Raw genomic sequence first — 16,941 nt, forward strand, 5'->3', positions numbered from 1 at the left:
GCAGCCCCGCCCGCCGGTAGGCGAGCCGTACCCCCGCCTCGGTCCGGGCGCGGTCGCCCGTCCCGGTGGCCGCCGCCACCGCCCGCCAACTCGTCTCTTCCGTCACGCCGTTCCTCCTGTGTCCCGATGCCTGTCACCTGCGGGCCGCCGCACACCACGGCCGCCGTCCCCCTCACTGGTTCAGTCGGCCACGATCCGCACCGACCCCGGCACGTACTCGCGCTGGCGTACGACCCGGTACCAGCCCTTGGGCAGGGAGATGACCGCGTGCTCCTCGTGGACGACGCGGGCGCCCTCCGGCACGTGCAGCAGCATCGGCCCGAACGCGCTCGCCTCGCGGATGAGACGGCCGGGGCCGACCACGGCGTGGGCGTGACCGGTGACCTCGCCGAGGGCGAGGACGAGCCGGCCGCGCCCGTCGCGGGGTTCCGAGGCCGCGTCGAGCGCACTGTCGGGCACGGCGCTCTCCGCCAGCGGCGCGATGAGGACGTCTCCTTGCCGGTACATGGGTCTCCCTCCCGTCGGGCACTCGCTGTGCCACGAGAAAAACCGTAGAGGCAGCCACTGACAAGCGGCCCGCGCACGACAGTTCGCCGGGTCGGGCACGACTGTTCGTCCACAGGACAGGGGTCCGCCGCACACGATGTCAGTCGGACTTGGTAGAACTCCTCTACCCGGCGGCACCGTGTGCTCCGGGTGCGCAGCGGGCGCACCGGGTACGGACTCGGCTGCCGCCCATGGACATGGAACGAAGGGGCGGGGCGCACATGACCATCGGGAGCCATCTGGAGGATTTCCACGGCCTGCCGGTCCACCGCTTCCCCAGCCCGGTGAAGGACCCGGAGGACGCGGGGCACCTGCCCGCTCCCGAGTCGGTGGCCTGGAGCATCGCCGTGGACTCGTACGACAGCGAGGAGGCGTGGGAGGAGGCGTTCGCCCGGTTCCTCGCCGCTGTCGACACCGCGAAGGTCCGGGCGCTGGTCGTGGGGGCCTGGAGCGACGCGTACGACAACGGCCCCGAGAAGATCGTCGAAGCCCTGGTCTCGGCGAAGGACCGGCTGCCCGCGCTGCGCGCGCTGTTCCTCGGCGACATCGTGATGGAGGAGTGCGAGATCTCCTGGATCAACCAGGGCGACGTGGGCCCGCTGCTGAACGCCTTCACCGAGCTGGAGGAGTTCGGTGTGCGGGGCGGTCAGGGACTCGGCTTCCCGACGCTGCGGCACGAGCGCCTGCGGTCCCTGACGGTCGAGACCGGCGGCATGCCCGTCGACGCCGTCCGGGGGGTCGCGGGCAGCGACCTGCCGGCCCTCGTCGAGCTGGACCTGTGGCTGGGCACGTCCGAGTACGGCGGCGACTCCGAGGTGGCCGACCTGGCGCCGATCCTCGCGGGCACCCGGCTGCCGGCCCTCAAGCATCTGGCGTTGCGCAACAGCGAGATGCAGGACGACATCTGCGCGGCCCTGGCCTCGGCCCCGGTGGTGGCCCGCCTCGACGTCCTCGACGTGTCGATGGGCGTCCTCACCGACGACGGCGCGACCGCGCTGCTCACGGGCCAGCCGCTCACCCACCTCACCACGCTGGACCTGCACCACAACTACCTCAGCACGGCGATACGCGACCGCCTCCGGGACTCCCTGGAGGCCGCCGGGGTCCAGGTCGACGTCGACGCCGACGACGCCGAGTCGGACGAGGAGGAGGACGGCACGGTCTGGCGGTTCGTCGCGGTGGGCGAGTGAGCGCGTAGAAGCTCGCGAGCGAAAAAAGGGGGATGGTGTGTCCGGTTGGAGTGGTGCGGCGGGGGCGGGGCCCGGCCCGTACAGGTGGGTGGTCGTCGGGAACGGGGAGAACCGGCGGGTCGGGCTGTTCGTCGCGGCGGCCGAGGCCGCCGGTGCCGGCACGCCGCGTGTGGTCGAGTGGCGGGACGTGCTGCGCGAGGGCGGGCACGGGTTCGCCGACGACGAGGTCGTACGGCTGGACTCGCCGGGAGAGAACGCCGAGGTGGACCGGCTGCTGCGGGGCGTCGACGATCCGACACGGGTGGAGGGCTCGGCCACCTGGTACACCCGTTTCCTGGCGGCGGTGGGGTCGCTGCGGGGCGGGCTGCGGCTGGACGATCCGGCGGATCTGCCGGTGCTGTTCGACAAGCGGCTGTGCCACGCCCGGCTCGACGCGGCCGGGGTCCCGGTGCCCCCGTCGCCCACCTCGGGCGACGTGCGGCCCGTACGCGGCTGGGACGACGTGCGGGCGGCGATGCGGGAGCACGGCATGCCACGTGTGTTCGTGAAGCCGGCCCACGGGTCCTCCGCGTCCGGTGTGCTGGCCGTCGAGTCGACGGCCGGCGGGCGGGTCAGGGCCACCACGTCGGTGGAGGTGACCTCCGACGGCCGGCTGCACGCCCCGCTTCGGCTGCACAACTCGCTGCGCGTGCGGCGCTACTCGGACGAGCGGGAGATCGCCGGCATCGTCGACGCCCTCGCGGCCGACGGGCTGCACATCGAGCGCTGGCTTCCGAAGGCGTCCGCGCAGGGCAGATCCGCCGATCTGCGGGTCCTGGTCGTGGCGGGCCGGGCCACGCACGCGGTCGTCCGCACCAGCCGTTTCCCGATGACCAATCTCCATCTCGGCGGGGCCCGGGGCGATCTGACGTCGGTCGTCGACGCGGCGGGCGACCGCTGGCGGCAGGCGCTCGACATCTGCGAGCGGGCCTCCGCCTGCTTCCCGGCCACGCTGTGCGTCGGCGTGGACCTGTTGCCGGCGATCGGCTGGCGGCGGTTCGCCGTGGGCGAGGTCAACGCCTTCGGCGATCTGCTGCCCCGGCTGACCGGCCTGCCGGGCGGCCCGGCGGAGGGCCTGGACACCTACGCGGCGCAGCTCGCGGCGGTGCGCGACGCACTGTCCCCCGCCCCTTCCCACCACCCCCGGGCAAGGAAAGACCATGCACCCTTCTGACACGGCCGGCGCGGCCTGCGCCCCCGACATGAACGAGGTGGTGGGCCGCGACGACCTGCTGCTGCTCACCCTCGACACCCTGCGGTACGACGTGGCCGTGGAGCTGGCGGCGGAGGGCCGGCTGCCGAACCTGGCCGCCCACCTGCCGGGAGGCACCTGGGAGAAGCGGCACGCGCCCGGCAGCTTCACCTACGCCTCCCACCAGGCGATGTTCGCTGGTTTCCTGCCGACCCCGGCGGCGCCGGGACCGCACCCGCGTCTCTTCGCCGGCCGGTTCGCCGGCAGCGAGACGACCGCGGGGCGCACCTTCGTCTTCGACAGCCCCGACCTGGTGTCGGCGCTCGCCGAGCACGGCTATCGCACGGTGTGCGTCGGCGGTGTCGGCTTCTTCAACAAGCAGGGGGCACTCGGCAGCGTCCTGCCTGGCCTGTTCCAGGAGAGCCACTGGGAGCCGGAGTTCTCCGTGGCGTCACCGACGTCCTTCGAGTCCCAGGTGGCCCGCGCCGAGCGGATCGTGGCCGAACTGCCGACGCAGGAGCGGCTGTTCCTGTTCCTCAACGCCTCGGCGCTGCACCAGCCCAACTGGTTCCATCTGCCGGGCGCCACCCGCGAGGCGGGCGACAGCCTGGTCACGCACGCGGCGGCCCTCGTCTACATCGACCGGCACATCGGGCGGCTCTTCGCCGCGATGAGTTCGCGGCGCCGCTGCTTCGCCGTCGTCTGCTCCGACCACGGAACCACGTACGGCGAGGACGGCTACACCGGGCACCGTCTCGGCCACGAGGCCGTGTGGACCGTCCCCTACAGCCACTTCTTCCTGGAGCCGTCCGCATGACCGTGACCGACACCGTGGTCCGCCCCTATCAGCACTACGTGTACGCCTACCCGCACAAGACGGCGTACCGGAAGCTGCCCGGCAGCCCACGGCTCGCGGACCTGTGGGCCGGGGAGTCGCGGCAGGCCCTGTCGCTGTACGCGCACATACCGTTCTGCGAGGTGCGCTGCGGTTTCTGCAATCTCTTCACGCGGATCGGCGCGCCCGACGGGCTGACCGGCCGCTATCTCGACGCCCTCGAACGGCAGGCGATCGCGGTGCGGGAGGCGCTCGGGGACGCGGAGCCGGCGCGGTTCGCGAACGCCGCGTTCGGCGGCGGCACGCCGACCTATCTGGAGGCGGCCGAGCTGGAGCGGCTGTGCGACATCGCCGAGCGGCACATGGGTGCGGACCTGCGGGCGGTCCCGCTGTCGGTCGAGGCCTCCCCCGCCACGGCGACGGCCGACCGGCTGGCCGTGCTGGCGGACCGGGGCACCACGCGGCTGAGCCTCGGTGTGCAGAGCTTCGTGGCTCAGGAGGCGCGTGCGGCCGTACGCCCGCAGCGGCGGTCCGATGTGGAGACGGCGCTGTCCCGGATCCGCGACACGGGTATCCCCATCCTCAACATCGACCTGATCTACGGCATCGACGGGCAGACGGCGGCCAGTTGGCGGGTGTCGCTGGACGCCGCCCTCGCCTGGCTGCCGGAGGAGATCTACCTCTATCCGCTGTACGTCCGGCCGTTGACGGGGCTCGGCCGCCACGCGGACCCCAGGGCCGCGGACCGCGACTGGGACGAGGCCCGGCTGCGGCGCTACCGCGAGGGCCGCGACCATCTGCTCGCGCACGGCTACGAGCAGGTGTCCATGCGGATGTTCCGCCGCACGGACGCGCCGCCGCAGGGCCCGGACGACTACGCCTGCCAGACCGACGGCATGATCGGCCTGGGGTGCGGCGCCCGTTCGTACACGTCGAAGCTGCACTACTCCTTCGACTACGCGGTCGGCATGGGACAGATCCGCACGATCATCGACGACTACACGGCCACCGAGGACTTCGGCCGGGCCGTGCACGGCCGCGAGGTCGACGAGGACGAGGCGCGGCGCCGCCATCTGCTGCAGTCGCTGCTCCAGGCGCGGGGGCTGCCGGTGGCGGAATACGGGCGGCGGTTCGGGTCGGACCCGTACGCGGACTTCCCGCTGGAGCTGGACCTGCTGGCCGGGCGGGGCTGGCTGGCTGACACCGGCACCGGGCTGCTGAAGCTCTCCGCCGAGGGGCTGGCCCACTCGGACGCCATCGGGCCCGGCTTCTTCTCCCCCGCCGTACGGGCGGCGATGGCCGAGTACGAGCTGAAGTGACGGCACCCATGGACCTGACGATCCTCTACCGCGGCCCCCTCGCCTCCTGCGACTACGACTGCCCCTACTGCCCGTTCGCCAAGCGCCGCGACTCGACGGCGCAGCTGCGGGCCGACCGCGCTGCCCTGGACCGTTTCACCACCTGGGCACGGGAACAGACCGGCGACCGGCTGTCGGTGCTGTTCACGCCGTGGGGCGAGGGGCTGGTGCGCTCCTGGTACCGGAAGGCCCTGGTCGACCTCTCCCACGAACCGCACATCGACCGGGTGGCGATCCAGACGAACCTCAGCTGCCGCACGGAGTGGCTGGCGCAGGCCGACCCGGACACCGTGGCCCTGTGGTGCACCTACCACCCCGGGCAGACCCCGTACGAGCGGTTCCTCGACAAGACCCGTCGGCTGGCCGGGGCGGGGATCCGCTTCAGCGTGGGGATCGTCGGTCTTCCCGAGCATCTGGAGCACGCCCGCCGACTGCGCGGGGAACTACCGGAGCAGGTGTATCTGTGGGTGAACGCCGCCGAGGGGCACACCTACACCGACGAGGAGGCCGCGGTGTGGAGCGAGCTGGACCCCCTCTTCCCCTTCAGCCGCCACCCGCACCGCTCGGCGGGCCGCGCCTGCCGTACCGGCTCGACGGTCATCTCGGTGGACGGCGAAGGAACCGTGCGGCGCTGCCACTTCGTCAAGGCCGAACTGGGCAACCTCTACGACGGTTCCTTCCGCACGGCACTCGCGCCCCGCCCGTGCCCCCTGTCCGTCTGCGACTGCCACATCGGGTACGTCCACCTCGAAACGCTCCCGCTGTACGACGTCTTCGCGGGCGGCGTCCTGGAACGCGTACCGACGGTGGGGGCACGACACGGGCTTCCTCCTCAGCGGGTCGACCTCGGGCGCAGACCGTGAGCATCGACGCGTGCGCGACCTCGACCCCGACCCCGACCCCGACCCCGACCCCGACCCCGACCCCGACCCCGACCTCGACCTCGACCTCGACCAGGAACGGAAACAGGAACAGGAACAGGAAGCGAGTTCGTCCATGACGTCGGCGGTCGACAGCGGTGCGTGGAACCGATCGAGGCCTCCGGCGGGACGGCGCCTGGGGCTGCAGCCGCGGCCGATCTGGGCCCGTGCGCTCACACCCGCCAGCTGTACCGCCGCTCCGGCCGCCCGGCCACCCCGTAGCGCAGGGAGACGTCCGCACTGCCGGTGCCGTGGAAGTACTCCAGGTAGCGGCGGGCGCTGACACGGGAGATGCCGGTGAGGGAGGCACACTCGGTGGCGGAGAGGGTGCCGTCGGTGCCGCGGAGGGTGCCTTCGATCAGCTCGGCGGTCTCGACGCTCATGCCCTTGGGCAGGGCGCCGGCCGCCGAGGCGGGCGCCGTGGCTCCGGCGAGGACGCGGTCGACGTCGGCCTGGCCCCGTACGACGGTGGTGAGCAGACGGCCGCGCTGGGCGGCGTACCGCTGGAGCCGGGAGCTCAGCTCCTCGAACTCGAAGGGTTTGAGGAGGTAGTCGACGACTCCGTGGCGGACCGCGCCGCGCACGCTGTCGGCCTCCCGGGCGGCACTGATGACCATGACGTCGCAGTCGTGTCCCGCGGTCCGCAGGCGGGGTATGACGTCGAGGCCGAAGCCGTCGGGGAGGTAGAGGTCGAGCAGGACCAGGTCGGGGCGCAGCTCGTCGACGGCCGCGACCGCCTGTTCCCCGGTGCTGGCGACGCCGACGACGCGGAACGGCTCGACGCGTTCGACGAAGGTGCGGTGGACCCGGGCCACCATGAAGTCGTCGTCGACCACGAGCACGTCGACCGTGCCGGGCGGGCTGCTCGTGCCGCTCATGGTGTCGCTCCTTCCGCCACCGCGTCGGCGAGGTGGCTGACGGTCATGCGGGCGGTGAACATGGCACCGTCGGTGGTGTTGGTCACCGAGATCTCACCGCCGTGCCGTTCGCAGACCAGACGGGTGAGGGCGAGTCCGATGCCGCGTTCGCCTTCCCGCGCGGCCTTGGTGGTGAAGCCGTGGGAGAAGACCTCGCGGGCGAGTTCGGGGGCCACGCCGGGGCCCGAGTCACGGACGACTATCTCCACGCTGGAGGCGTCCTGGCGCAGTTCCACCTCGACCCAGGCCTCGCGGCCGTCGGCGCCGCCCCAGGACTCGGGATCGTCCGGCGCGGTCGTGGTGGTGGCGGCCGCGTCCACGGCGTTGTCGACGAGATTGCCGACCACCGTCGCCACGTCGGCGGCGTCCTCGGGGGCGAGCCGGTCGAGTGCGGTGCCGTCCGAGATCCGCAGGGTGACCCGGCGTTCGGCGGCGAGGGACGTCTTCGCCATGAGCAGGGCGGCGACGGTGGTGTCACGGACGCGGCGGCTGAGGGTGACGTCGAGCGAGTGGCGGTGCCGGCTCAGCGCACGGATGTAGTGGACGACCTCGTCCTGCTCGCCGATCTGGATGAGCCCGGAGATGGTGTGCAGCTGGTTGGCGAACTCGTGGGCCTGGGCGCGCAGCAGTTCGGAGGAGCTGCGGAAGGAGCCGATCTCCCGTTCGAGGCGGGCCAGCTCGGTACGGTCCCTCAGGGTGGTGACGGAGCCGAGGTGGCGACCGTCCTTGGTGACGGTCATCCGGTTCATCACCAGGACCCGGCCCCGGCGCACGACGACCTCGTCGCGTGTGTGCGGCCCTTCGTCCTGCGCTCCGGCCAGGACGTCCCGCAGCCGTCCCTCCACGCCGAGGTCGGCGAGGCTCTTGCCGACGCAGTCCTCGGGCAGGTCGAGCAGGCGCCGCCCCATCTCGTTGACGAGGGTGAGCCGGTGCTGGGGGTCCAGGGCGATCACGCCCTCGGCGATGCCGTAGAGCATGGCCTCACGGTGTTCGGCGAGGCCGGCGATCTCCTGGGGCTCCAGGCCGAGGGTCTGCCGTTTGACGCGCCGGGCGAGCAGCCAGGAGCCGGCGAGGCCGAGGCCGCTGGCGATGCCGAGGTAGGCGAGGAGGTAGGAGGAGGCACCGCTGAGGCGTTGCCACGCGGTCGGCGAGGCCTCGCCGATCATCACCGTGCCCAGGAGCAGGCCGAGGTTGTCCTTCGTCGTCGCGCCGAGCACGGGCACCTGGGCGACGAGTTCGCGGCTGCCGTCGAAGGTCAGCGGGCCGGACCAGCCGCGGCCCGCGACGGCGCCCCGGCCGGTGGGCATCAGTTCGCCGATCACCGTGGGGTCGGTGGAGCTGACGATCCTGCCGTCGGCATCGGCCACGGTGACGGAGGTGACCCCCGACTGGGTCTGGGTGGAGTTCACCAGGGGTGCGAGCGCCTCGTGCGCGACGGACTGGGCGAGCCGGTCGCGGACCAGGGGATTCGCGGCGAGCTGCTCGGCGAGCGCGGTGACCCGACGGCCCTCGACCCGGTTGAAGGTCGCCGCCGACTGCGTGAGCGAGACCGCGGCGACCGCCACCAGCACCACCACGACGATGGCGAGCTGGAGGACCAGCATCTCGCCTGCGAGGGTATGGCGACGGAACACCACGACGGACTCTTCTCTCGTGCCGACGCCGTCCCGGGCGTCTCGATCTTCTCTCCTGCGGACGCCATGTCGGGCGTCCCGCTCTTCTTCTCCTACGGACGCCGTGTCGGGCGTCCCGCTCTTCTCTCCCGCGGACGCCATGTCGGGCGTCCCGCTCTTGTCTCGTACCGACTCCGCACCCCGACGTCCCCTGGCTCGGGCGCCGCCTTGTGCGGTGGGTCGCACAATCATGGCGCCCGCGTGCGGTCCGGGAAAGAGAGGTGTGCGGGACGTGCTCATAAGGTGACAGGGGCCGTGACCACTACGACCACAACCTCCGTTGCTTCCGCAAGTGCGTCAGGCCCGCCCCACGCGGGCACGATGTGGCCCAGGTCACTGTTGCCCTCGACCCAACCGACAGGTGGTGGCATTCGTGCGGCTGCGCACCCCCCTCGCCCTGCTCGGCGCGGCTGTGCTCGTGCTCGTGGGGCCGCCGCTGCTGACGACCGGCAGCGGCAGCGAGACCGGCACCCAGATCCCGGGCCTGCGCTTCATGGTGCCGAACACGCCCGGCGGCGGCTACGACATCACGGCCCGGACGGCCGCGAAGAACGCCGAGGACGCCGGGCTCACCCACAACATCGAGGTGTTCAACCTGCCCGGCGCCGGCGGCACGGTCGGTCTGAGCCGACTGGTCAGCGAGCACGGCAACGGCAAGCTCGCGATGTCGATGGGCCTCGGCGTCGTGGGCGCCGTCCGCTCCAACGACGCGCCCAAGACCCTCGCCGACACCACGCCGATCGCCCGCCTCACCGAGGAGCAGGACGTCGTGGTGGTCGCCAAGGACTCGCCGTACAAGACGATCGACGAGCTCATCGGGGCGTGGAAGGAGGACCCCGGGAAGCTGCCTGTGGGCGGTGGTTCGGCGCCGGGCGGGCCCGACCATCTGGCGCCGATGCTGATGGCGCAGGCCGCCGGGATCGCGCCGAAGGACGTCAACTACATCCCCTTCGACGGCGGCGGTGAGCTGCTCGCGTCGATCCTCGGCAACAAGGTCGCCTTCGGGGTGTCCGGGGTGGGCGAGTACCTGGACCAGATCAAGGCGGGCGAGCTGCGGCTGCTCGCGGTGACCGGCCCGGAGCGGGTGGCCGGGCTGGACGCGCCGACCCTCCAGGAGGCGGGCTACGACGTGAACTTCACCAACTGGCGCGGCATCGTCGCCCCGCCCGGCCTCACCGAGGCCCAGCGCGACAAGCTCACCCGGCTGATCGAGGAGCTGCACGACTCACCGCAGTGGCGGCAGTCGATGAAACAGAACGGCTGGGACGACGCGTTCCTCACCGGCGACGAGTTCGGCGACTTCCTGGACGCCCAGGACAAGCGCGTGGTGTCGGTGCTGAAGGAGCTGGGACTGTGACGACGGAGACCACCGGCACTCCCCCGGCGCCCGCGGCCGGGCCCCGCTCCTGGCTGCGCGACCACTCCGAACTCGGCGTCTGCGTCCTGCTGCTGGCACTCGGCGTCCTGGTCCTGACCGACGCGCTCACCATGGACGTCGACATCGCGCAGCGGGGCCCCGTCGGCCCGAAGACCGTGCCGATCGCGGTCGGCGCCGGGCTGCTGCTGATAGCCGCCCTGCTCGCCGTCGACGTGCTGCGCGGCGGCCGGGGCCAGGCCGAGAGCGGCGAGGACATCGACCTGTCCGAGCCCGCCGACTGGCGCACGGTGGCGCTGCTCGCCGGCGTGTTCCTCGGCGCGGCCGTCCTGATCGAACCGCTCGGCTTCCCCATAGCGGGCGCCCTGCTGTTCTGGGGCGCGGCCTACGCCCTCGGCAGCCGGCGCCTCGACCGCGATCCGCTCATCGCGGCCGTCATCTCCCTCGTCACGTACGCGGTGTTCAACAACCTGCTCGGGGTGCCGCTGCCGGGCGGCCCGCTGATGGGAGTGCTCTGACATGGACGCCCTCAACTCCCTCCTCGACGGTTTCGGCACGGCCCTGACGCCGATCAACATCCTGTGGGCCGCGATCGGTGTCCTGCTGGGCACAGCGATCGGTGTGCTGCCCGGCATCGGCCCCGCCATGGCGGTGGCGCTGCTGCTGCCGGTGACGTACGGGCTGAACCCGGTCGGCGCGTTCATCATGTTCGCGGGCATCTACTACGGCGCGATGTTCGGCGGTTCCACCACCTCGATCCTCCTCAACACCCCCGGGGAGAGCGCGGCCGTGGTGGCGGCCATGGAGGGCAACCCGATGGCCAGGTCGGGGCGCGGCGCGCAGGCGCTGGCCGCCGCCGCCATCGGGCACTTCGCGGGCGGCATGATCGGCACGATCCTGCTGGTGGCGCTGGCGCCGGCGGTCGCCGAACTGGCCGTGGACATCGGCGCCCCGGACTACTTCGCGATCATGGTGCTGGCGTTCATCGCCGTGACGTCCGTACTGGGCTCGTCCCGGATCCGGGGGCTCGCCTCCCTGCTGATCGGACTCACGATCGGCCTGGTGGGCCTGGACCAGATGACCGGCCAGCAGCGTCTGACCTTCGGTTCCCTGCAGCTCGCCGACGGCGTCGACGTGGTGATCGTCGCGGTCGGTCTCTTCGCCATCGGCGAGGCGCTGTGGGTCGCCGCCCACCTGCGGCGCAGTCCGCCCGAGCCGATCCCGGTGGGCCGGCCGTGGCTCGGCCGCTCCGATGTGGGGCGGAGCTGGAAGTCATGGGTGCGCGGGCCGTTCATCGGCTTCCCGTTCGGCGCGATCCCGGCGGGCGGCGCGGAGATCCCCACCTTCCTGTCGTACGTCACCGAGAAGCGGCTGTCGAAGCACCAGGACGAGTGGGGCAAGGGGGCGATCGAGGGAGTGGCGGGCCCGGAGTCGGCGGCGTCGGCCTCGGCGGCGGGCACCCTCGTCTCCATGCTGACCCTCGGCCTGCCCACCACGGCGGTCGCGGCGGTCATGCTGGCCGCCTTCCAGCAGTACGGCATCCAGCCGGGCCCCCTGCTCTTCGAACGCGAGCCGGACCTGGTGTGGGGCCTGATCGCCTCGCTCTTCGTCGGCATGGTGCTGCTGCTCGCGCTCAACCTGCCGCTGGCCCCGCTGTGGGCGAAGCTGCTGCGGATCCCGCGGCCGTATCTCTACGCGGGGATCCTGTTCTTCGCGGCGGTCGGCGCGTACGCGGTCGGCGGCGAGGTGATCGACCTGGTGATCCTGCTGGTCATCGGCCTGATCGGGTTCGGTATGCGCCGCTACGGTCTGCCGGTGCTGCCCGCCGTCATCGGCGTCATCCTCGGCCCCAACGCCGAGCAGCAGCTGCGGCGTGCCCTGCAGATCAGCGACGGCAGCGTCGGCGGCCTGGTGAACACGCCGTTCTCGGTGACGGTGTACGCGATCATCGCCGTGCTGCTGGCGTGGCCGCTGCTCAAGCGGCTGGTCACCCGCGCCCGCACGCCCGCCGGGACCCGGTGACGACCCGAGCCCGGGTGACGACCCCAGCCGTGGTGAGTCGGGGCGCGGCGAGCCGGGGCGCGCCGCTCAGCCCGCCGCGCCCCGCTCGGCCTCCTCGTGCAGGAAGGCGCTGATCTGCCCGGCGATACCCTCCCGGCCCGTCCCGGCCGCCGGGTCGAGGAGGTCCTCGTCGACGCCGATGCCGCCGGACCACAGATACCGCTCGGCCCACTCCTCGTCGACGCGCAGCTGGACCTGGATGTCGAACTGCGTGAGGTGGGCCTCGGCGGCGGCCGCGTACAGCACGGAGGTGGCGCGGCGCAGGGGGTAGAGGTCGAAGCCCTCGATGAACCGGGAGTTGCGCCAGTCGAGGAAGGCGCTCTCGCCGTCGGGCCCGGTGCGGATGTCGAGCTGGCCGTCCTCCAGATGGAGGCCGACGTGTTCGGCGCCGCGGTTCTCCACCGTCACCCGGAACCGGAAGTACGTCAGGCCCTCGGCGGCGTCGTCGCGTCCACGCGGGGGTTCCGCGCACTCCACTCCGTGGACGCGCACGCGCAGGCCGGCCAGATCGCCGTCGTACTCCTGCCAGTCCCCGATCACGTTGGGCTCGCGCACCGTCCACCTCTCCACATCGGCGGGACACCTCCCGCGTTCGCGCGCACCACAGTGCCACACCCGTATGACGTCCGGGTTCGGGGTATTACCGCCGGTCAGACGTGATCAAGCCGTGTGCAGCGACGATTCCCGGGAGGGCCCCGCGAGGGAGGTCCGGCACGTGCCGCACATCACGTTCACAGCCCACCGTGCGGATGCGCGGCGGCCGACTTGCCGATTCCGTGAGCGGACGTCGGCGCCGTACGCTACGTTCGATCACCGCCGGTTGGCGCACCGCTCGGCGAGGTCGCGTGCAGGGAAGGTTCTGAGCGTCGCATGGGCAACTTCGGTATTGCTCGACCGACGGGCCCGGTCATGGCCGGAGGGCTGGCCGATCCGCTGTTCGAGACGGCGCACCGTCATCCCGCTCTGCCGCAGATGGCCCGCCACGACCCCACCTCCCCGGGCACCTGGACACGGGTGAGCGCGGCCGAGACGCGGGACGAAGTGGTCGAGCTGGCCAAGGGGTTGATCGCTTCCGGGATCCGGCCGGGCAACCGGGTCGCCGTGATGGCGCGGACCCGGTACGAGTGGACGCTGCTCGCCGTCGCGCTGTGGGCCGTGGGCGCCGAGATCGTGCCGGTCTGTCCGACGTCGTCGCGCGACCAGATCGAGTGGATCCTGCGGGACGCGGCCTGTGTGGGCGTGGTCGTCGAGGACGAGCCGGGTGTGATGACGGTCGGCTCGGTGTGCGCCAAGCTCCCGCTGCTGCGGCACGTCTGGCAGTTGGACGCCGAGTCCCTGCCGCAGCTCGTCGAGGCGGGCCGGGAGGTGCCGGACGCGACAGTGGACTCGCTGCGCCGCATCGTCATGCCGGACTCCACCGCGGTGATCGCGTACACGTCCGGCACGACCGGCCGGCCCCGGGGCTGCGCGCTGTCCCACCGCAGCCTGGCGAGCCCCTGTGACGTCCTGCTCGCCGGGTGGGGGCAGACCGCCGCCGCGCCGGGTGAACAGCCCGCGATCCTCGCGTTCCTGCCGTTCTCGCACGTCTACGGCCTGATGATCCAGGCGATGTGTCTGCGCGGCGGGCTGCTCCTCGCGCATGAGCCGGTGTCGACCGAGGAGGCGCTGTCCGCGGCGCTGCGGTCGTTCCGGCCGACCTTCCTCTTCGGTGTTCCCTATCTCTTCGAGAAGATCTACAAGAACTTCCTGCGCAAGGCCCAACAGGCGGGCCGGGGGCCACTGTTCGAGCGCGCGGTGCGCACCGCCCAGGACTACGCCCTCGCCGCCGAAAGGCAGCGGCTGGACACGGGCCCCGGCCCCGCCATGGACCTGAAGCTCCAACACGCGTTCTACGAGAAGACGGTGTACCGCAAGCTGCGCGCGGCCCTCGGCGGCCGGGTGCGCGCCGGCTGTTCCGGCGGCTCCCCCCTCAACCGCGACCTCACGCTCTTCTACGCCGGCATCGGCATCCTCGTCCACGACGGGTACGGCCTCACCGAGACCGCCGGGGGCATCACCGCCCAACCGGCGGGCCGGGAGAAGTTCGGCACCGTGGGCCGTCCGCTGCCGGGGACGGAGATCCGGGTGGCCCGGGACGGGGAGATCCTGGTGAACGGGCCGTCGGTGTTCGAGGGCTACGTCAACGACGAGGCGGGCACCCGGGCCGTGCTCCAGGGCGGCTGGCTGGCCACGGGGGACATCGGGCGGCTGGACAACGAGGGGTACCTCTCGATCACCGGCCGCAAGAAGGAGATCATCATCACCAGCGGGGGCAGGGGTGTGGCCCCGGCACCGCTGGAGGAGCAGCTGCGGATGCATCCGCTGATCCACCAGGCGGTGGTCGTGGGCGACAACCGGCCGTGCGTGGGCGCTCTGATCACTCTGGACCCGGAGTTCCTCGCGCACTGGCGGGGGTCGCTGTCCGCGCCGGGTGAGCTGCTGGGCAGGGAGGCGCGGGAGGAGAACGCGCTGCGGCAGGAAGTGCTGCGGGCGATCGCCGCGGCCAACAGCACGGTGTCGCGCTCGGAGTCGATCCGCGTCTACCACATCCTTCCCGAGCCGTTCGACCTCGCCAACGGCATGCTGACTCCGTCGATGAAGCTGCGCCGGGACGCCATCGTGCGGCGGTACGAGGCCGAGATCGAGGCGATGTACGCGACGTCGGCGCGGGCCGCCCGCCGCACCGCGTCGGAGGAGATCGCCGGCTGGGACGACCAGGACTCCGACAACGTGTTCCGCCGCGCCCGGCGCTGACGACGAAACCCGTCGCTCCCCGCCCCGCCGGTCCACTACGCTGCCCCGGACTTCGAACAATCGAACAGATCGAACTGGGGGACTGTCAGTGGCGGGTATGGGGCCGAGAAAGCTGCTCACCACGGTGGTGGCGCTGGGTGGCGGGCTGTTTCTGTTCGGCGCGGCGGTACTCCGACTGGAGACCCAACTGAACGGTGTGGCTGGACAGTTCGTCGTCTCGCGGTGCGAGGTGTCCGAGTCGCGCGGCGACGACGAGTGGAAGTGCAGCGGGTCCTTCCGGGCCGACGACGACTCCTTCCTCATCCCCGCGGTCGAGGTGGACACCACGTTCGCGACGAAGCCCACCGGGCTGGTGCCCGTCTACGTGGACGACGAGTCGTCGACCACGGCCGTCGAGCGGGACAACGGCGTCTGGCTGTACCCGGGCGCGACCGGGCTGGTGTGCCTGGGCGTGGGCGCGTGGAACGTGCGGTCCGCGCTCCGGCGGCCGAAGGAGGAGCCGACCGCGCCGGTCCCCGCCTGACCGGTCCGGCCCGCTGTCCGACGGACCTGACCACGGGTCGGGCGGTGGTTGACGAAAGGGTCCTGCGGATGCGGAGATGCTCCGGGCGGAAGTGGGAGACCACCGCCCGTCAGCACTCCGCACCACCGTGAGACGAAGGCAGAGGACCAGGACCCATGGCACTGCAGATCAGCGCCACCAATCCGGAACACCCCGCGCTGCTGCTCGAACTGCCGTGGCACGTGCCGCTGGAGGAGTGGCCCGAGCACCATCTGGTGCCGCTCCCCCGCGGTATCTCCCGACACGTGGTGCGCTACGCCCGCGCCGGTGACGAGGTCGTCGCCGTCAAGGAACTCGCCGAGCGGCCCGCCCTGCGCGAGTACGAGCTGCTGCGTGACCTGGACCGGCTCGGCATCCCCGCCGTGGACGCCCTCGGCGTGGTCACCGGCCGCACCGACGACGCGGGTGAGCCGCTGGAGTCCGTGCTGATCACCCGGCACCTGGGCGGCTCGATGCCGTACCGCTCGATGTTCGAGACGACCATGCGTCCGGCCACCATGCACCGTCTGATGGACGCCCTCGCCGTCCTGCTGGTGCGGCTGCACCTCGCCGGGTTCGCCTGGGGCGACTGCTCGCTGTCCAACACACTGTTCCGGCGGGACGCGGGCGCCTACGCCGCGTACCTGGTGGACGCCGAGACGGGCGACCTGCACACGCAACTCAGCTCCGGGCAGCGGGAGTACGACCTCGATCTCGCCCGTGTGAACATCAGCGGCGAGCTGCTGGACCTGGAGGCGTCCGGGGCGCTGCACCCGTCGGTGGACCCGATCGAGTTCGGCAACGAGATCTGCTCCCGCTACCACAAGCTGTGGGAGGAGCTGACGCGCAGGTCGGTGTACCCGGCCGGGAAGTACCACTACATCGAGCGTCGGATCCGCCGGCTCAACGAACTCGGTTTCGACGTCGCCGAGATGCAGATCGAGCACTCCGGCAACGGCGACACGGTGACCTTCGTGCCCAAGGTCGTCGACGCGGGCCACCACCAGCGGCAGTTGCTGCGGCTGACCGGTCTGGACACCGAGGAGAACCAGGCCCGGCGGCTCCTGAGCGACCTGGAGAGCTGGATGGCCACCCAGGACGACTACGCCCCGGGCGACCCCCTGGGCGCCCGTCCCGAGGTGCTGGCCCACCGCTGGGTGCGGGAGGTGTTCCGCCCGACCGTGCGGGCCGTTCCGCTCGAACTGCGCGGTTCGATGGACGGGGCCGAGATCTACCACCAGCTCCTCGAACACCGCTGGTACCTGTCCGAGCGAGCCCAGCACGACATCGGCCTCGACACGGCGGTGAAGGACTACATCGTCAACGTCCTGCCGAGGACACTGGCGCTGCTGCCGGCGCCGGCGGAGGACGCCGCTCCCAGGTGAGCCACCGGCCGGCCGGGGTCACCGGCCGGCCTCACTCATGCGGGACCACGGCCACCGGGCAGCGCGCGTGGTGCAGGACGCCGTGGGCCACCGAGCCGATGCGGGCGCCGACGGCC

16 protein-coding genes are annotated in these 16,941 nt (G+C 72.0%); 11 read left to right on the forward strand and 5 right to left on the reverse strand.

Annotated features, from left to right (window positions below):
• Positions 1–180: 180 nt before the first annotated feature.
• On the reverse strand, positions 181–507 hold the full coding sequence (locus AWZ10_RS00635) for a hypothetical protein (protein ID WP_060890168.1): 327 nt from the start codon (positions 505–507) through the stop codon (positions 181–183).
• Between the two features lie 260 nt (positions 508–767).
• Between AWZ10_RS00635 and AWZ10_RS00640 the strand changes: the two genes are divergently transcribed.
• The 5 genes from AWZ10_RS00640 to AWZ10_RS00660 are packed head-to-tail and all read left to right on the forward strand — an operon-like array spanning position 768 to position 6,023.
• Positions 768–1,736 (forward strand): STM4015 family protein, encoded by a 969-nt coding sequence (locus tag AWZ10_RS00640; protein ID WP_046709095.1) that lies wholly within the window; start codon positions 768–770, stop codon positions 1,734–1,736.
• Between the two features lie 37 nt (positions 1,737–1,773).
• Positions 1,774–2,949 carry an STM4014 family protein gene (locus tag AWZ10_RS00645; RefSeq protein ID WP_046706786.1) on the forward strand — a complete coding sequence of 392 codons (1,176 nt, stop codon included), beginning with the start codon at positions 1,774–1,776 and terminating at the stop codon, positions 2,947–2,949.
• A gap of 28 nt (positions 2,950–2,977) precedes the next feature.
• Entirely contained in the window at positions 2,978–3,784 is an 807-nt protein-coding gene (locus AWZ10_RS00650; RefSeq protein WP_173531582.1) for an STM4013/SEN3800 family hydrolase, read from the forward strand.
• The gene (locus AWZ10_RS00655; protein ID WP_046706784.1) at positions 3,781–5,121 is read left to right on the forward strand and encodes an STM4012 family radical SAM protein; all 1,341 of its coding nucleotides are present in this window, start codon (positions 3,781–3,783) and stop codon (positions 5,119–5,121) included. Before AWZ10_RS00650 ends, AWZ10_RS00655 begins: the two co-directional genes overlap by 4 nt.
• Before the next feature lie 8 nt (positions 5,122–5,129).
• Positions 5,130–6,023, forward strand: a complete 894-nt coding sequence (locus AWZ10_RS00660; RefSeq protein WP_046706783.1) for an STM4011 family radical SAM protein — start codon at positions 5,130–5,132, stop codon at positions 6,021–6,023.
• Positions 6,024–6,253: 230 nt separating this feature from the next.
• On the opposite strand, the gene AWZ10_RS00665 is transcribed toward AWZ10_RS00660, so the two are convergent.
• Positions 6,254–6,958, reverse strand: coding sequence for a response regulator (locus AWZ10_RS00665; protein ID WP_060890169.1), 705 nt, complete (start codon positions 6,956–6,958; stop codon positions 6,254–6,256).
• The gene (locus AWZ10_RS00670) at positions 6,955–8,601 is read right to left on the reverse strand and encodes a sensor histidine kinase (protein WP_060890173.1); all 1,647 of its coding nucleotides are present in this window, start codon (positions 8,599–8,601) and stop codon (positions 6,955–6,957) included. Before AWZ10_RS00670 ends, AWZ10_RS00665 begins: the two co-directional genes overlap by 4 nt.
• Before the next feature lie 442 nt (positions 8,602–9,043).
• Here AWZ10_RS00670 and AWZ10_RS00675 point away from each other — a divergent pair, with 442 nt between their 5' ends.
• From AWZ10_RS00675 to AWZ10_RS00685, 3 genes are read left to right on the forward strand one after another with little or no spacing between them, the layout of a single operon-like run.
• The gene (locus tag AWZ10_RS00675) at positions 9,044–10,027 is read left to right on the forward strand and encodes a Bug family tripartite tricarboxylate transporter substrate binding protein (RefSeq protein ID WP_046706780.1); all 984 of its coding nucleotides are present in this window, start codon (positions 9,044–9,046) and stop codon (positions 10,025–10,027) included.
• Positions 10,024–10,563, forward strand: a complete 540-nt coding sequence (locus AWZ10_RS00680; RefSeq protein WP_060890170.1) for a tripartite tricarboxylate transporter TctB family protein — start codon at positions 10,024–10,026, stop codon at positions 10,561–10,563. The genes AWZ10_RS00675 and AWZ10_RS00680 overlap by 4 nt, the downstream gene beginning before the upstream one ends.
• Position 10,564: 1 nt before the next feature.
• Positions 10,565–12,067 carry a tripartite tricarboxylate transporter permease gene (locus AWZ10_RS00685; protein ID WP_060890171.1) on the forward strand — a complete coding sequence of 501 codons (1,503 nt, stop codon included), beginning with the start codon at positions 10,565–10,567 and terminating at the stop codon, positions 12,065–12,067.
• A 66-nt stretch (positions 12,068–12,133) separates the two neighbouring features.
• On the opposite strand, the gene AWZ10_RS00690 is transcribed toward AWZ10_RS00685, so the two are convergent.
• Positions 12,134–12,661 carry a hypothetical protein gene (locus tag AWZ10_RS00690; RefSeq protein WP_046706777.1) on the reverse strand — a complete coding sequence of 176 codons (528 nt, stop codon included), beginning with the start codon at positions 12,659–12,661 and terminating at the stop codon, positions 12,134–12,136.
• A 315-nt stretch (positions 12,662–12,976) separates the two neighbouring features.
• On the opposite strand from AWZ10_RS00690, the gene AWZ10_RS00695 reads away from it, so the two are divergent.
• The 3 genes from AWZ10_RS00695 to AWZ10_RS00705 all read left to right on the forward strand — a co-directional run bounded on the left by AWZ10_RS00695 (position 12,977) and on the right by AWZ10_RS00705 (position 16,825).
• A complete protein-coding gene (locus tag AWZ10_RS00695) occupies positions 12,977–14,899 on the forward strand; it encodes an AMP-dependent synthetase/ligase (protein ID WP_060890172.1) in 1,923 nt (640 codons plus the stop codon).
• A 97-nt stretch (positions 14,900–14,996) separates the two neighbouring features.
• Positions 14,997–15,422 (forward strand): hypothetical protein, encoded by a 426-nt coding sequence (locus tag AWZ10_RS00700; RefSeq protein WP_046706775.1) that lies wholly within the window; start codon positions 14,997–14,999, stop codon positions 15,420–15,422.
• A 155-nt stretch (positions 15,423–15,577) separates the two neighbouring features.
• The gene (locus tag AWZ10_RS00705) at positions 15,578–16,825 is read left to right on the forward strand and encodes a DUF4032 domain-containing protein (protein ID WP_046706774.1); all 1,248 of its coding nucleotides are present in this window, start codon (positions 15,578–15,580) and stop codon (positions 16,823–16,825) included.
• 31 nt (positions 16,826–16,856) lie between these two features.
• Here AWZ10_RS00705 and AWZ10_RS47100 read toward each other — a convergent pair.
• The coding region (locus tag AWZ10_RS47100; protein WP_159058188.1) for a universal stress protein at positions 16,857–16,941 on the reverse strand (85 nt) is incomplete at its 5' end.

It is taken from the genome of Streptomyces europaeiscabiei (assembly GCF_001550375.1).
Lineage (GTDB): Bacteria > Actinomycetota > Actinomycetes > Streptomycetales > Streptomycetaceae > Streptomyces > Streptomyces europaeiscabiei.

Coding starts and splice junctions, on each gene's coding strand:
- AWZ10_RS00660 (WP_046706783.1), top strand. CDS start 5,130: ATGGACCTGACGATCCTCTACCGCGGCCCCCTCGCCTCCTGCGACTAC.
- AWZ10_RS00705 (WP_046706774.1), top strand. CDS start 15,578: ATGGCACTGCAGATCAGCGCCACCAATCCGGAACACCCCGCGCTGCTG.
- AWZ10_RS00695 (WP_060890172.1), top strand. CDS start 12,977: ATGGGCAACTTCGGTATTGCTCGACCGACGGGCCCGGTCATGGCCGGA.
- AWZ10_RS00665 (WP_060890169.1), bottom strand. CDS start 6,958: ATGAGCGGCACGAGCAGCCCGCCCGGCACGGTCGACGTGCTCGTGGTC.
- AWZ10_RS00640 (WP_046709095.1), top strand. CDS start 768: ATGACCATCGGGAGCCATCTGGAGGATTTCCACGGCCTGCCGGTCCAC.
- AWZ10_RS00685 (WP_060890171.1), top strand. CDS start 10,565: ATGGACGCCCTCAACTCCCTCCTCGACGGTTTCGGCACGGCCCTGACG.
- AWZ10_RS00655 (WP_046706784.1), top strand. CDS start 3,781: ATGACCGTGACCGACACCGTGGTCCGCCCCTATCAGCACTACGTGTAC.
- AWZ10_RS00700 (WP_046706775.1), top strand. CDS start 14,997: ATGGGGCCGAGAAAGCTGCTCACCACGGTGGTGGCGCTGGGTGGCGGG.
- AWZ10_RS00650 (WP_173531582.1), top strand. CDS start 2,978: ATGAACGAGGTGGTGGGCCGCGACGACCTGCTGCTGCTCACCCTCGAC.
- AWZ10_RS00670 (WP_060890173.1), bottom strand. CDS start 8,601: ATGCTGGTCCTCCAGCTCGCCATCGTCGTGGTGGTGCTGGTGGCGGTC.
- AWZ10_RS00635 (WP_060890168.1), bottom strand. CDS start 507: ATGTACCGGCAAGGAGACGTCCTCATCGCGCCGCTGGCGGAGAGCGCC.